Annotated in this window: 11 protein-coding genes; 4 read left to right on the top strand and 7 right to left on the bottom strand. The window is 45.1% G+C overall.

Translation table 11 applies throughout. The features are described from left to right. Positions 1–115: 115 nt before the first annotated feature. Positions 116–904: a TlpA disulfide reductase family protein gene (locus VFC92_05135; protein ID HZK07563.1), complete on the bottom strand. Its 789-nt coding sequence runs from the start codon at positions 902–904 to the stop codon at positions 116–118. Positions 905–1695: 791 nt separating this feature from the next. Between VFC92_05135 and VFC92_05130 the strand changes: the two genes are divergently transcribed. Together VFC92_05130 and VFC92_05125 are read left to right on the top strand one after the other, a co-directional pair. Then, entirely contained in the window at positions 1696–2790 is a 1095-nt protein-coding gene (locus VFC92_05130) for a DUF2027 domain-containing protein (protein HZK07562.1), read from the top strand. 55 nt (positions 2791–2845) lie between these two features. Then, positions 2846–4246 (top strand): hypothetical protein, encoded by a 1401-nt coding sequence (locus tag VFC92_05125; protein ID HZK07561.1) that lies wholly within the window; start codon positions 2846–2848, stop codon positions 4244–4246. Between the two features lie 117 nt (positions 4247–4363). On the opposite strand, the gene rsmA is transcribed toward VFC92_05125, so the two are convergent. The 6 genes from rsmA to VFC92_05095 form a co-directional block, all read right to left on the bottom strand. Further along, positions 4364–5158: a 16S rRNA (adenine(1518)-N(6)/adenine(1519)-N(6))-dimethyltransferase RsmA gene (gene rsmA / locus VFC92_05120; protein ID HZK07560.1), complete on the bottom strand. Its 795-nt coding sequence runs from the start codon at positions 5156–5158 to the stop codon at positions 4364–4366. A gap of 1 nt (position 5159) precedes the next feature. Further along, positions 5160–7034 (bottom strand): tetratricopeptide repeat protein, encoded by a 1875-nt coding sequence (locus VFC92_05115; GenBank protein ID HZK07559.1) that lies wholly within the window; start codon positions 7032–7034, stop codon positions 5160–5162. A gap of 390 nt (positions 7035–7424) precedes the next feature. Continuing rightward, positions 7425–8702, bottom strand: coding sequence for a serine--tRNA ligase (serS, locus tag VFC92_05110; GenBank protein ID HZK07558.1), 1278 nt, complete (start codon positions 8700–8702; stop codon positions 7425–7427). 82 nt (positions 8703–8784) lie between these two features. Beyond that, complete coding sequence (gene rpmA, locus VFC92_05105; protein HZK07557.1) at positions 8785–9063, bottom strand: 50S ribosomal protein L27; 279 nt, start codon at positions 9061–9063, stop codon at positions 8785–8787. A 38-nt stretch (positions 9064–9101) separates the two neighbouring features. After that, positions 9102–9413: a 50S ribosomal protein L21 gene (gene rplU, locus VFC92_05100; protein ID HZK07556.1), complete on the bottom strand. Its 312-nt coding sequence runs from the start codon at positions 9411–9413 to the stop codon at positions 9102–9104. 78 nt (positions 9414–9491) lie between these two features. After that, complete coding sequence (locus VFC92_05095) at positions 9492–10421, bottom strand: EamA family transporter (protein HZK07555.1); 930 nt, start codon at positions 10419–10421, stop codon at positions 9492–9494. Between the two features lie 320 nt (positions 10422–10741). On the opposite strand from VFC92_05095, the gene VFC92_05090 reads away from it, so the two are divergent. Both VFC92_05090 and VFC92_05085 read left to right on the top strand, forming a co-directional pair. Further along, on the top strand, positions 10742–13210 hold the full coding sequence (locus tag VFC92_05090) for a GEVED domain-containing protein (GenBank protein ID HZK07554.1): 2469 nt from the start codon (positions 10742–10744) through the stop codon (positions 13208–13210). Between the two features lie 731 nt (positions 13211–13941). Further along, positions 13942–14366: hypothetical protein (locus VFC92_05085; GenBank protein HZK07553.1), on the top strand; the 425-nt coding region annotated here is incomplete at its 3' end.

The raw sequence follows: 14366 nt of genomic DNA, 5'->3' as shown, positions 1-14366 counted from the left end.
ATGTTGGGGATTTCGGCGCTCCGCGCTTTCAAGTTGCTCGGAACTTGATGCGAGGTACTTCACTTTGCTAACCAATTAAGCCCCAATTTTTTATATAGCTTGTTGCCAGCAGTTTTTATTCCTCAAGCAATTTTCTAATTTCAGTTGCTAATTTATCAACATTTCCATCTGCATTTCCTATTGAAATATATTTTATAATTCCGTTTTTGTCAATTAAAAAACTTTTTGGAATAGCTCCAGTAGCATATTTAACCCAAATCTCTTTTTTTGGGTCAATACCTACATTGAAGTCAACGCCGTATTTTTTCATATTATGCATTTTCTGTTCCACTTTTTCTTTGCTTTCTCCAATAGATATAGCTATTAAAATAAAATCTTCATTTTTATAAGGTTCAAGAATCTTTTCTGGAAATTCTGCAAATTCCATTAGGCAAGGTGCACACCAAGTAGCCCAATAATTTATTAGAACTACTTTACCTTTTAAATCCGAAAGATTAATTTTTTTCCCATCAAGCATTTGGACTGTAAATTCACTTGCAGAATCATTAATTTTTATATGTAATTCATCATTACTATTTTTTCCTGTAATTGTTTTTTCATTATCTGAGGGTATTTCATTTTGACGTTCTGCTTTTTCTTTTTCGGTAAATAAATCTATCCTGATTATAAATTCTCGATCCCCAATTTTGTCGCCAAATTTTTCTACAAGTTTATTTCGCTCGTCTTCGGTTACTCCTTTATTCATAACCTTAACTAGGCCTTGCTCTTCTAATTCACCAAGTTTCTCTTTTGTTATAATTTCATTATTGGCGATGATTACGTATTCAGGTTTTTTTATTTCCTTTTCTTGTGCAAAAAGGGTAAAACCATATAAGGTGAAAATCAAAAAAAGTATTTTTCTCATAGTTTTTTCATTAATTTTAAATTAGATTTCGAGGTTTTTCAAATTGCTGGCAACATCTCTGTAAGCGTAATATTACGTTTATTTCTTCATTACGCTGTGCAAAAGATACACTTACACAGCCATTATGGACGTGTATGTGTACCTTTTGCAAATTTAGCCGAAGTCGTTTAAAGGACAAGATAAAATTTCTTGTTTCATTCCTGGATGCGTCCGTGTAAATTTCCGGTAGGTTCGAATTCTCATGTCCAAATGATGGCTTTCCATTTAGCCCGCGTTCTCGCTCAAAGTTCTTGCGCACCATCGATGTTTCGCGGTGCATGTCATTAGCCAATGTGAGGGCAGGAGCCTGCATTTGATGAGGTATTTATTTGCATGGCAAATTTAGAAAAATTTCATTTGGAATGCCTGACTTTTATTCTCTCAGGTTTCAGTAGGTCGCATGGCGCAAGGTGTAAAGAACAGGGCGAAAGGCCACCCGCGTCGTCGTGTTTGGACGAGGCTATGCTTCGTCCGTGCTATTTTTATAGGCTTTGCCTGTTGATGGAATGAAGTCACACGATTAAAAAAGCAAGCCAAGCCTGCAAAAATAGATTCAGCTTAGGCGCAGCCTAAGCCGAACGCCTTAACAACAAACAACACTCGCCCTGAGCGTCGGCTGGTGAGCGTTGGTTGGTGAGCGTTGGTTGGTGAGCGTTGGTTGGTGAGCGTAGTCGAACCAAGCCGAACCAAGCCGAACCAAGTCGAGGGGAACAACAAACATTTCCGTACTTTTGTAAAAAATAAAGACAACTATGAAATTTAAGATAGGAGACAAGGTAAATTTCCTCAATGATAACGGTGGCGGCATCGTAACCAAAATAATTAGCGCCAGCCTGGTAAATATCCAGATTGAAGATGGTTTTGAGATTCCCACGCTTGCCAACGAGCTGGTGCTCGCCAACGACATGGGGAACTTTGAGCGGAAGCCTGGCGATTTCTATGCTTCTTCGCGAACGGCAGCGCCCCCTCCCGAACCCGAAAAAAAAGATCCCGTTTATTTTGATGGCCGGATTGAAAAACTACGCGTTTTCAAAGCCAAAGGCGACGATAAAAAAGGTCTTTATCTGGCCTATGTTCCGCAGGATCAGCGCTGGTTGCTAACGGGGCTTATCGATGTTTATCTGGTAAACTTTACCGGGTACGAGGTGCTGTTTAGTTTGTTTTTGCGCAAAGAGAATGGTGCCTGGGAAGGCCGCGACTACGACGCCATCCCGCCCGATAGCCGTCTGCTGCTGGCTTCCATCCATCGCGAAGAGATTGAGCGCTGGACCTATGGGATAATTCAGGCGTTGTATCACAAAGAGCTGTCCGATTCGGTGCTGGCACCCGTCAACAGCACTTTTAGCTTTAAGCCGACACGTCTGTATCGCGAAAATGTTTACATCGATTCGTCATTTCTGCAAGAGAAAGCTTTTCTATTTCTTGTAAATGAGATAGCTACTCAGAAGTCTGTGGCCGAGAGATCGGAGGACGAAAAGCAAGATGAAGAGATTAGTATGCAAAACGCCAAACCACAGGAGCCCAAAGAAACCATCGACAAGCACAAAACCGGCCCACGTGAGGCTGTGGTTGACCTCCATATCGGCGAACTTACAGACGACTATTCCAAAATGAGCAACCAGGAGATGCTTAACTTCCAGCTCAATTATTTTGTGAGGTGCCTTGAGGGTGCCATCAAAAATTATCTTACCAAAGTCACTTTTATCCATGGCGTTGGCGACGGTATCCTTAAACTAAAAATTATGGAGATACTCAAAGCCTACGACAACGTGAAAACGCGCGATGCTTCTATGAAAGACTTTGGCTATGGCGCCACAGAAATTCTCATCTGGCACAGAAATTCCTGATTCTGATTATCTTTGCAACAGCATAAATTTTTGTACCCCAATATAATAAGGTGTAATGAACAGCAATATCAAAAGAACATACTCTCATTTTAGATGGCTTTGCCTGCTGATGTTTGGTTTTGCAGCACCAGTTCTAACATTTGGTTTTGTGAAGCATGAGGTGCCTCCACAGCAAAAAATATTAGCGCTCACCGACACGCTTTATCCCCAAATCGAGATACAGCCCGATTCATTTTATTTAGTAATGAAACCGGACACATTGGCCCATCGGCAGCTGTTGATCTCCAATACAGGTACCGACACGCTTTTCTTTAACATCGATACCAATCCGGATAAAATAAATCGAGTTGCAAATGGCTCTCCCCGTAGCATTCAGGGATCAACCCTTTCCTGTCAGCCGCAGGGATACATTCCCGGCGAAACCACTGATTTCGTTTTTGAGCTTACCAATGGCAGTCCCGACAACGAATGGCTTGACACGCTGGTGATCGATTTTCCGGCGGGAGTTACGATTAACTATGCTTCCAACTTTACCGGCGGAAGCCTGGGGCCTTTAGTTTACAATGGCGTCACAGGCAACGGGGTGATAGTGAATTGGAATGATGCCAATGGCGGGGATGGTAATATTCTGCCCGGCGAAACTGCAGTTTCTATTGTAGGCCTCACCTTCGATGCCAATCTCAATGCTCCACTTAATCTGGTGTACACCATCAGTGGCGACATCCATGGTGGCGAGCCACACACCCTCACCGATACGCTACAGCTATTGCCCGGAGATATCTGGCTTACCGCGACGCCCAGTGCAGCAGCAGTGCCTCCCGGACAAACCAAGCCTGTCGATTTACTCTTCAACTCCGGCGTTTTCACCATAGGCAATCATCAGCGCAATTTTCATATTCTGAGCAATGACGCCAGCATGCCGGTTGTAAATGTTCCTGTAAAGCTCATTATCTTTCCTTACAATATGCAGCACACCATCACCATACCGGAAGGATGGAGTGGCCTCTCCACTTTTGTGCTTCCCTTCAAAGATGAACTAACTGAGATTTTCGACACTACAGCGCAGCATATCGAGGTGATATTCGACCTACATGGGCGCATGTTCTATCCCGACCAACAAATCAACACCCTCGAAAACTGGAATACTTTTGATGGCTATATCATCAAAGCCAAAGAATCTTTTAAGATAAAAGTTGGCGGAATGTTTGAAATATCGCAGACGGTGTTCCTGCAGCAAGGTTGGAATGTGATGCCGGTGCTGAGTTCGGTGCAGGCCAGCACATTTGTGGTATTTCGCGATCTGGATGAGGTTATTGATGTGGTGCACGAAGTAGGGGGTAATAAAGTTTACCAGCCTTCGCAAAACATTTATACCCTTACCACGCTGCTGCCCGGCAAAGCCTATTATATCCGCGTAAGCGAAGATTGTGTGGTTACCTTTCCTTCGCCGTTTTAAAATTCCGGAAGGGTTTTTCAATTAATAAAGCCAGGATTATTCGGGGAATTTTGTTTTTTTGAATTTTGGAGTTTAGCCCATAAACATCTGAGAATTCTGTAAGGCTAAAACTGGGTTCTATTTTTCCTTTGTAAGCATCCGCGTAAGCATTACAAACTCTTCAAGGTTTAGCTGCTCCGGACGTTTGGTAAAAATGTCGTGTTCTGCCGCATCGAGATGTCCGGTCCAAATCCCGCGTAGGGAATTGCGCAATGTTTTTCGCCGTTGGTTAAAAGATGTTTTTACAACTTCAAAAAACAGCTTCTCATCGCATCCTAAGACAAAATCCTTTTTTCGATTGAATCGGATCACCGCTGATTTGACACGTGGAGGCGGGATAAAAACTGTTTCGTTCACGGTAAAAAGATATTCTATATCGTAAAAAGCCCCCAGCAGCACCGTCATGATGCCGTAGGTTTTGTTGCCCGGCGGTGCTGCCAGACGCTCGGCCACTTCTTTTTGTATCATTCCCACCACTTGCGGTATCTGGCTGCGGTATTGCAAAACGCGGAAAAATATCTGACTCGAAATGTTGTAGGGGAAGTTGCCGATGATAGAATATTCGCCAGGGAAGATGGTGCTGAGATCGGTTTTCAGAAAATCGCCTTCGATGATGTTGTCGCCCAGCGACGCGTAATGCTCATGGAGCCAGGCCACCGACTGCCGGTCGATTTCGATAACTTTTAGCTGCTGAACATTTCCCATCAAAAACTTGGTGAGAACGCCCGTCCCCGGGCCTATCTCCAGCACCTGGTCGCGCAGGGTGAGGCTGTCGGTAATTTTATGCGCAATGTTGTCGTCGGCCAGAAAATGTTGTCCCAGGCTTTTCTTGGGCCGGACATATTCGGGATTGGTGGGAAAATTCTTTTTCATGCTAATTAATCATGTCCCCGCGCAGCTCTCTGAATCGTTTGCGAGCCTCCACCACGAAGAGGCTTCCGGGATATTCTATCATCAGCCGCTCATAAAGCATCATGGCTTTACCGGGATCTTTAAAATGTTCGTCATAAAGTCTGGCGCGCAGTATCAGCGCATCGTCGGCCAGGATATCCCCTGGGTACATTTCCGTCACTTTATTTAGCAGGCTGTCGGCGGCTTCGTAGTTGGATTTTTTCAGCATGATGTCGGCTTTTTTATAAAGCACCTCATCGTTGAGAGGATGCCACAGCGCCAATTTTTGTATCGAATCCAATACGACCAATGCCTGGTCGGGTTTGTTGCGATACACCAGCAGGTCGGCACGGGCATAATATCCAAGTCCCGTGTAGGTGCTGTCCATGTCGATGTTGTCGCTGATGAGCAGCGAGAGTTCCATGGCATCGTTGGCAATAAGCTTGGAAGTAGCTGCTTTCAGCACATCAAGCTGCATCTTGGCCCAATTAAATTCGCCGATATAATACGACAACTTTGCATTCTTGAATTTGGCAAGATGCCCCACGGGATCGTTTTTAAAATCATAATCTACCTGCGAATAAAGCAGCGTTGCATCCCACTCACGATCTGTAAACAGCAAAATGTCGGCCAGCTCTATCTTGCACTCCGCAGTGAGCTGTGGCGACACCCCCGGCATTGCCACAGCTTTTTGGAGCAGGACGATGGCTTCGTTGTATTTGTCGAGATAAAAAGCCTGCAGGTGCGCCAGGTATTTCATGATAGTGATGGTGGAACTGTTTTCGCCAAACTCCTCAAGTGCCGAATGATATTCGCGTTCGAGCGCCGTCAGGTCGTCGCGGGTATAGTCGAGGCGATGGGTAATCTTCAGGTAGCGTGCGTTGAGCAGCCCGATGCGTGCATCCAGATAGTACGTCGACAGCTCGCCCTTTGCCAACACATATTGATAGGCATCCACAGCCACATCATACGCCTCATTATTCAGGCTGATCATTGCCAGGTCGATCACCGCGCGCCCGTCGCCGCCCAGCCGCCGGTCGATCGACTTACTCTGCAGCAGCGCCAGGTCAAAATCTTTTTGCTGAACAGCATACCAGATGAGCATCTCTGAATAATAAATTTTGTCAGGATTTTTTTGAACACGCCGCAGCAGTTCAGTCCGAATGGCCTCACCAATGGTACCTTCTTCGTCGCTATCGAGTGCCGACTGAAGCCGTCCTTTGATGTATTCGAGCCGCGAAAGGTCGTTGTCCATCAGGTTCAGATATTCGTTCACCATGTCGGTAAAGTTGTTCATCTGCTGATACATCCGCGCCAGTTCCAGGTTAAATTGATAATCCTGCACCAGCTGCCGTCCTTTGAGGTACGTCTGAAGCGCATACTCTGTTTGTCCGCGGTAGCTGTATGCGCCGGCCAATTCATTTACCTGATTGCGGTTGCCGGTAAGCTTTGCGAGTGCTTCATCCCACAGTTTTTTTGCCTTGTGCTGGTCGCCCTGTAGCGAATAGATGTAGCCTTCGTCCACCAGCAGTCGCAGGGAGCCGGGCTCTTCTTTTTGCTCACGCCGCACCACCTTCAGCGCGGTTTTGAAGTCCTGCAGTTCGGTGAGGCAAAAAATATAATAGGTGTAAAAATAACGCGTCTTCTTCTGTTCGTACAACTTTGCGTACAGCTCCACTGCTTTTTCGTACTCTTTGGTTTTCATGTATTCGGCGGCAAGCTTTTCGTCGTCAGGCTTTTCTATCTTACTTTTGGCCGTTTCGGCCTGTGGAAATGCCGGGATATCCTGTGCCGACAAGAAAGGTGTTGCACCAAAAAGCAACAGTAGTACTATTAATAAGGTGTAAGTGTTTTTCATAAAGCTATCCATTCCTGAAACTACAAAACCCTAAAGCTGATCAAATATTTTGTAGCCCGAATCTATCGGGGGGTTAATTTTTTATTTTTAATGAAACACAACTCTACCCGAAAAGTTGATTTTTTTATTGTCCGCTAATTTCCGCCAATTAGGCGAATTGCCGCTAATTCGATTTTGATCTTGAGTCGATTCTTCGGGGGAGTTCCCAGAGTAAAACAATTCGGGAAACAAACAATGTTTTAACCTTACCTGGCTTCGACAGGCTGACTTCGACAAGCTCAGCCACCGCAGCCACCCCAGGACTTCGACAAGCTCAGCCATCCCCCCAGTGGAAGGGAACAACAAACAACACTTGCCCTGAGCCTGTCGAAGGGAACAAGGAACAATGAACTACATCAGCGTGATCATCTCAAATTTCGTGTAGGCTTGTAGCGCTGCCGGAATACGGATGCCCTCTTCGGTCTGGTTGTTTTCGAGCAATGCCGCCACGATACGCGGCAAAGCCAGCGCGCTGCCGTTGAGGGTGTGTGCCAGTTGTGTGCGTCCTTCTTTGGTTTTGTAGCGCAGCTTCATACGGTTGGACTGGAAATTCTCAAAGTTCGACACTGAGCTCACCTCAAGCCAGCGTTCCTGTGCCGACGAGAAAACCTCAAAATCGTAGGTGAGCGCCGAGGTAAAACTAAGGTCGCCGCCACACAGCCGTACGATGCGGTAAGGCAGCTCCAGCTTGCCCAGCAGTCCGGTCACGTATTCGCGCATCTCTTCCAGCGTTTGGTACGAATCTTCGGGAGTGCGTATCTGAACAATCTCTACTTTGTCGAATTGGTGCAGCCGGTTGAGCCCGCGAACATCGGCGCCCCAGGAGCCGGCCTCCCGGCGGAAGCAGTTGGAGTAAGCTACGTTTTTTATGGGCAGATCCTCTTCGCGCAGTATCACGTCGCGGTAGATGTTGGTGATGGGTACTTCGGCAGTGGGTATCAGGTAAAGCTTATCCACGGGTGCATGATACATCTGGCCGTCTTTGTCGGGAAGCTGACCGGTTCCATAAGCTGAATCTTCGTTTACCAAAAGCGGTGGTTGGAACTCCGTGTATCCGGCTTCGATCGCCTGATCCAGAAAAAAGTTGATGAGTGCACGTTGCAGACGCGCACCCTGTCCGCGATAAAAAGGAAATCCCGCCCCCGTCACTTTATTGCCAAGGTCGAAGTCGATGATGTTGTATTTTTTTATCAAATCCCAATGGGGGAGGGCCTGGGGGTTTTTCTCAGGAAGGGTTCCACCGGTGGCTACTATCTCGTTGTCGGCTGCTGACTTGCCGGCAGGAACGCTTGGATGTGGAAGGTTGGGCAGCAACAGCAGAACGTCGTTGAGCTTTTTCACTATATCGCCAAGTTCCTCGTTCAGTGCCTTAGAGGTGATTTTCAATTCTGCAGATTCTTCTTTCAGTTGCGATGCTTCCGCGGTTTTGCCGGTTTTGTAAAGATCGCCTATACTTTTGGTCAGGCGGTTGGCGCCGGCCAGCGTTTCGTCGAGGCGTGCCTGAAGCTCGCGTCGTTGTTCGTCGAGTGTCACGATGGATTCAACCTGTGATGCGGCGTCAAAATTTTTTATTCGCAGCCTGGCAACGATTTCGTCGGGCTGTTGGCGGATGGTGGTGATTTGCAGCATGCCTGTGTGTTTTTTTGTTTAAACAAAAAATCTCCTGCTTTCAATTAAAACAGGAGATTTTGCGATCTTTTAGATCTTGTGGTTAGTTCACCCCGGGAGTTTCCTGCTCTAAGGGGAGGATATTAACAAACGATTTGTTGTCTCTTTTTCTTTTAAATTCAACGGTGCCATCCACCAGTGCGAAGAGTGTATGGTCTTTGCCCAGGCCTACATTAACGCCGGGATGATGCGCTGTGCCGCGCTGACGTACTACAATGTTGCCTGCTCTGGCAAACTGGCCGCCATAAATCTTTACACCAAGACGTTTGCTATGCGATTCGCGTCCGTTTGATGAACTACCTGCACCTTTCTTATGAGCCATAATATTTAGTTTTTAATAGTTTGCAAATAAATTTCGTACTACAAAGCGATGTTTTCGATTTTCACTTTGGTAAACTGCTGGCGATGACCATTTTCTTTCTGGTAGCCTTTTCTTCTTTTCTTTTTAAAGACGAGCACTTTGTCGCCTTGTAAATGTTCCAGTATGGTGGCTTCTACTTTGGCGCCATCAATAAAGGGTTTTCCTACGCTGATGCTGTCGCCGTCGCCTACCAGCATTACCGACCCGAAACTAAGGTTGTCGCCGGCTTCGCCTGCCTGGCGGTGAACAAAGATTTCTTTATCTTTTTCAATTTTAAACTGTTGTCCAGCTATGTCAACTATTGCGTACATGTTCGTGCTTGTATTGATAATTTGTAACTAAAAAAGGAGTGCAAAAGTAAAACTATTTTTTTAACTGCAAATGTTTTCTTACTTTATTTTATTCAGAGCGTTACGATTTCTACCCCGATTTACCAAAACGACACCCGCCAGTATCACTGCTGCAAATCCGAATGCTCCTGCCGTAAAGCGTTCCCCGTCGGTCATTCCCCATAAAAGCGCCACCACCGGAACAAAATACGTGACCGACGAAGCAAAAATGGCGGTAGTGGTTTGTACGAGTTTGTTATATAATATGATGGCGATGGCTGAACCGAAAATCCCCAGCACGGCAATGTAAACGAAAGCCAATGCTGCATTATTACCCGAAACGATGACCTGGGTGAAGTCGGTGAAGAAAAACAACAGAATCCCGGCAGGAACACCGATAAAGAAAAATCCTATCGCGGCAATGGCAGCAGCCTTTACGTCGTGCAGGTAATATTTAATCATATTGCTTTGGATGGCATAGAGCATTGTGGCCACCACGATGTAGATTGCAAAGGAAAAACGAAATTCGAGGGAGCCGCTGCCGGTAACATAAATCAACCCTACAGCGCCGATCAATCCAATCAATACGCCTGCAACGTTAACGGCTCTAGTTTTTTGTCCAAAAAATGTCAGCCCCGCTATCAACGTGAATAAAGGTGTGAGCGAATTTAGAATTCCGGCCACTGCACTGTCGAGACCCGTTTGCGCTTTGGCAAAAAGGAATGCCGGCAAACCGGTTCCTAACAATCCTACCAAAAAGATGTATTTCAGTTTCGATCGCGGAACCCGCTTAATGTGCTTCAGCGCCACAGGTAATAGAACCAAAAATGCCATAAATATTCGGATGGAACCTACTTGAACGCTGCTGTAAACCTCCAGCCCGCGTTTCATGAGTATGAAAGAACTTCCCCACGTAAGCATCAGTAAAATTAGTAGCACCCAACCTCCGAGGCGGGTGTTGTAAAGAAAGTGAGCAGCTTTAGAGGTCATAGCTCCAATGTATGGGATTTAGGAAATACCGGTGTTGTATTAATAATTTGAAAATCATCAACAAAAAATCTTATTTCGTGAATACTCTTCAGTTAATTTTTTTAAATTTGTTGCAAAATAAATAAAGGTTATCGATAAACTGAGGCGTTTTTATTTATTTTTAAGCCATAAACATCGTGCGAACCTCAAAACACCGGCAATGAGCCTTGTAGAAAGTTTTGCAGCTACCAGTGAATTTTTTGTTTTGAACGAATAATAGTTCTGTTGCAATTTCATATTTTTTGATGAAATGATAAAATTCAAACTAAAAACAAGATATTATGAAACACATTACAAGCCTATGGCTGTTGGTGTTTTTTATGGCATCAGCATCACTCATTGCGCAAAACGACGTCACAGAAATGGTTTCAAAGAAAGCTGCATCAGCAATGTGCAAAACCGGTCAGCAGCCGAATCTAAATGTTGAGGTGAAAGCCGGGGTGCTTTCCCAAAATGATCCGATGATTGATGTGAACCCGACAAAGCTTACCGAGTTTCATCCTGAATGGGATGTTACCACTCAGATGCTCACCATCACCAACACGGGTAGTGAACCGCTTGATTGGTCAATAGTAGCTAATGCACCTTTACGACAGGTATCGATTCCTGCCTCTGACCCGGTTGAAGATTTGCGTATTCTCAGAGAGAGAATGGCTGCTGAAGGACTCCTGCCACTTGCTGGCATTGAGCCGGGTATTGTTGCTGGTGTAAAACACAACAGCGGTAACTCAGGTTCACAGGCTCTTCCTTTTGACAACTTTGTTACCAGTGTTTCACAGTTTAGTAATGATGTTGGAGTTTATTCAATTCCGCAACCTCTGAGCGGTGTAAGTCTTACCAATGCTGAACCCATTGCTATCACCATCAAAAACTTTGGGACTGCTTCACAATCTAATATTCCTTGGACAGTAAACTGGGATGGCACTACAGGGTCAGGTTCTGAAAACGGAACCTTTGCCGGCCCGCTTGCATCAGAAGCCACAGCAACTGTGAACCTTACCCAAACGGCCAACCTTTCCGACTATGGCAGTTACAATTTTACAGCCTGTACGGCGCTGGCCGGTGACGAAGATGCTGCCAATGATTGTAAAATGAAAACCCTTTTCAATTTCTTTCCTGAATATTGCGTAGCATCCACCAGAACTGAAGATGAATTTATTCAAAATGTATTGTGTGGAACCATCGACAACAGTAGTGGCTGGCAAGGTGACGTAGCCGACTATACTGATATTTATACTGTAATTTCCCCCGGTGCATCCAATGCCATTACCGTTACCAATGGTAACCCATGGCCTTCCGATAAAGTTACCTGCTGGGTTGACTGGGATATGAGCTATACCTTTGATGAAGGCAACGAAAAGTTTGTTCTTACCAGTGATGATGCAGGCTTAACCTTCACCGGAGCTATTGCAGTTCCTGCCAGCACCCCCCTTGACAATTACCGCATGCGTGTAAGGATGAGCTACAGCGTGGATCCTTTTCCATGCGAAACGATGACCTATGGTGAAGTAGAAGACTACACCATTAAAGTAGCGGGAAACCCAATCGCATGGCTCACGGTGCCTGAGAACACCGGCGGTACTTTGGGCGTCGGCGAGTCAACAGGGGTTGAGATTACCTTCAACTCTATGGTTCTGCCTGATGGATATTATGAAGGCTCACTGGAGATCACCAGCAACGATCCCGCTAACCCGCTGGTTACTGTTCCGGTTACTCTGCTGGTTGGATCACCTTTACCACCGCCAAATAATCTAGAGGCTGAGATAATAAACTTCCTTGATGTCAACCTTACTTGGGATGTCCCTACAGGTGTTTTTATTCCTGAATGGATTACCTATTCCGGTGAAAACATCACTAACGCTATCAGTGCCTCAACCAATTTCGACGTGGCAGCCCGCTGGACGCCTGAAATGCTCGAAGATTTTGAAGGGGGCAGGGTAACAAAGGTTGACTTTGTCCCTGGTGAACCCGGCGATATTTGCACCTACACCGTCAAGATATGGCAGGGAAGCACCAATCCAACGCTTAAGTATTCGCAGGAAGTTTTTGATATCACACCAGGTGCTTGGAACACTGTAGAGCTGGATGAGGCTTATCATATTGATTTTTCTAAAGATTTGTGGATTGGTTTCAACTGCAACACCACGGGAGGTTTCCCGGCTGGCTGCGATGCCGGCCCTCAAGATGAAGGCTTTGGTAACATGATTTCCTGGAATGGTGCCTGGACTACCCTTTCTCAGTTGGATCCCTCGCTTACATTCAATTGGGCTATTAAAGGTTACATAGAGACTGGAATGCAGGTTGAAGGTTACAAAGTTTTCCGCAAAAATGGGAACCAAGGCAGCTTTAATCTGATTGGTAGCACCAATGCGAACACACTTACCTACCTTGATCAAAATGTTATTTATGGCCATCTGTACTATTACCATGTGAAAGCTCAATATGCTGCTGGCCTGTCAGCTCCAAGTAATGAGATAGAAGTAATCATTGACACCCATATCAGCGATCCTTCTGGTGCCTCAGGCACACTGCAGGTTTATCCAAATCCGGCTAACGATCACATCATCATCCAATCTGAAGACGAATTACGGTCGGTAATTTTAACCAACTACTCCGGGCAAGTAAATTTCAGCCGGGAAGTTAAGGGGACGGAGCTGCGCATCAATACCGAAAAATTCGCAAAAGGTCTTTACATGTTGCAGATCGAGACTACTGATGGCCGCTCAATACATAAGGTGGTCATCCAATAATCCTTAATTGAAGAGGAATCAGAAAAGGGAATCCGCAGGGGTTCCCTTTTTTTTGTTTTTGGGAAGGAAATTCACAAAGTAAATAGCTTGATCGACGGGATGTTCTACTGTTACATCCATTTACGCGCTTACGCTACTTGGACAGCAGTACCAGAAATCCTTTGAATATCCTGATGGCTCCTACCTGAGTGCTGGCATAAACTTATAGCCTCCGCTTCATGAGAACTAAAGAACTGCCCCATGTGAGCATCAGTAAAATCAATAGTGCCCAGCCGCCCCGACGGGTGTTGTAAAGAAAATGAGCTGCTTTAAAGGTCATAGCGCCAACGTGCGAGGTGTTGAAAACAGTGGCATTGTGTTAATAAGTCAGAAGTCATTAACAAATAATTCTTTTTTTTGGATATCCTACAGTTAATTTTTTAACTTTGCTGCTCAATAAAATAAAGAATTTCAATAAAATCATTAAAGATTATTTTATATTTGCAAGTTAAAACTGAAAAGCGAAACACAGCTAATAAAACCTAAACAAATAGTACTAAGAAATCGTCAAACTAACTCATTCTACTAATTTCTAAACTACACACGAAGTAACATAAAGAGACCTCAAGTACCAGCTACCAGATTTTGTCATGCAACTAGCGGTGATTTTTTTTTGATATCGTAATGAATATTGGTTCACGAATACAAATAATTTTATGAATTGATTTATTACTAACTAAAAACAATTTCTTATGAAGCAAATTACAAGTTTGTGGTTGCTGGTGCTCTTTATGACATCGACAGCCCTTTTTGCGCAAACTACTTCGACGGGACTGGCCAACAAAGACCGTTCTGCCTTGGAGCAGTTTAAAATGGAGCAGGTGCTAAACCCGACTTCATTTCCAAGTATGAATCCGGAGGCTGAGCAATCGCCAATGGAAGCACGTACATATTCGAACGGTACGGACGAGCAATGGGATGTTCTTTTCACATTCAGTGGTCAGGCACCATCGAGTCAGGGTATTACTACCGATGGCATCAACTTTTATATGACTTACTGGAATAATGCTGCCGGACTGTTTGATAAATTTGATATGGACGGCAACTACCTTTCATCGTTTTCACTTGCAGGAGGTGGCGCTATCAGGGATTTAGCTTATGATGGTACCTATTTTTA

The sequence above is a fragment of the Bacteroidales bacterium genome, from assembly GCA_035647615.1.
Lineage (GTDB): Bacteria > Bacteroidota > Bacteroidia > Bacteroidales > 4484-276 > SABY01.
Note: the sequence above shows the minus strand (reverse complement) of the source record. Positions and strands in the feature narration are given on the sequence as shown.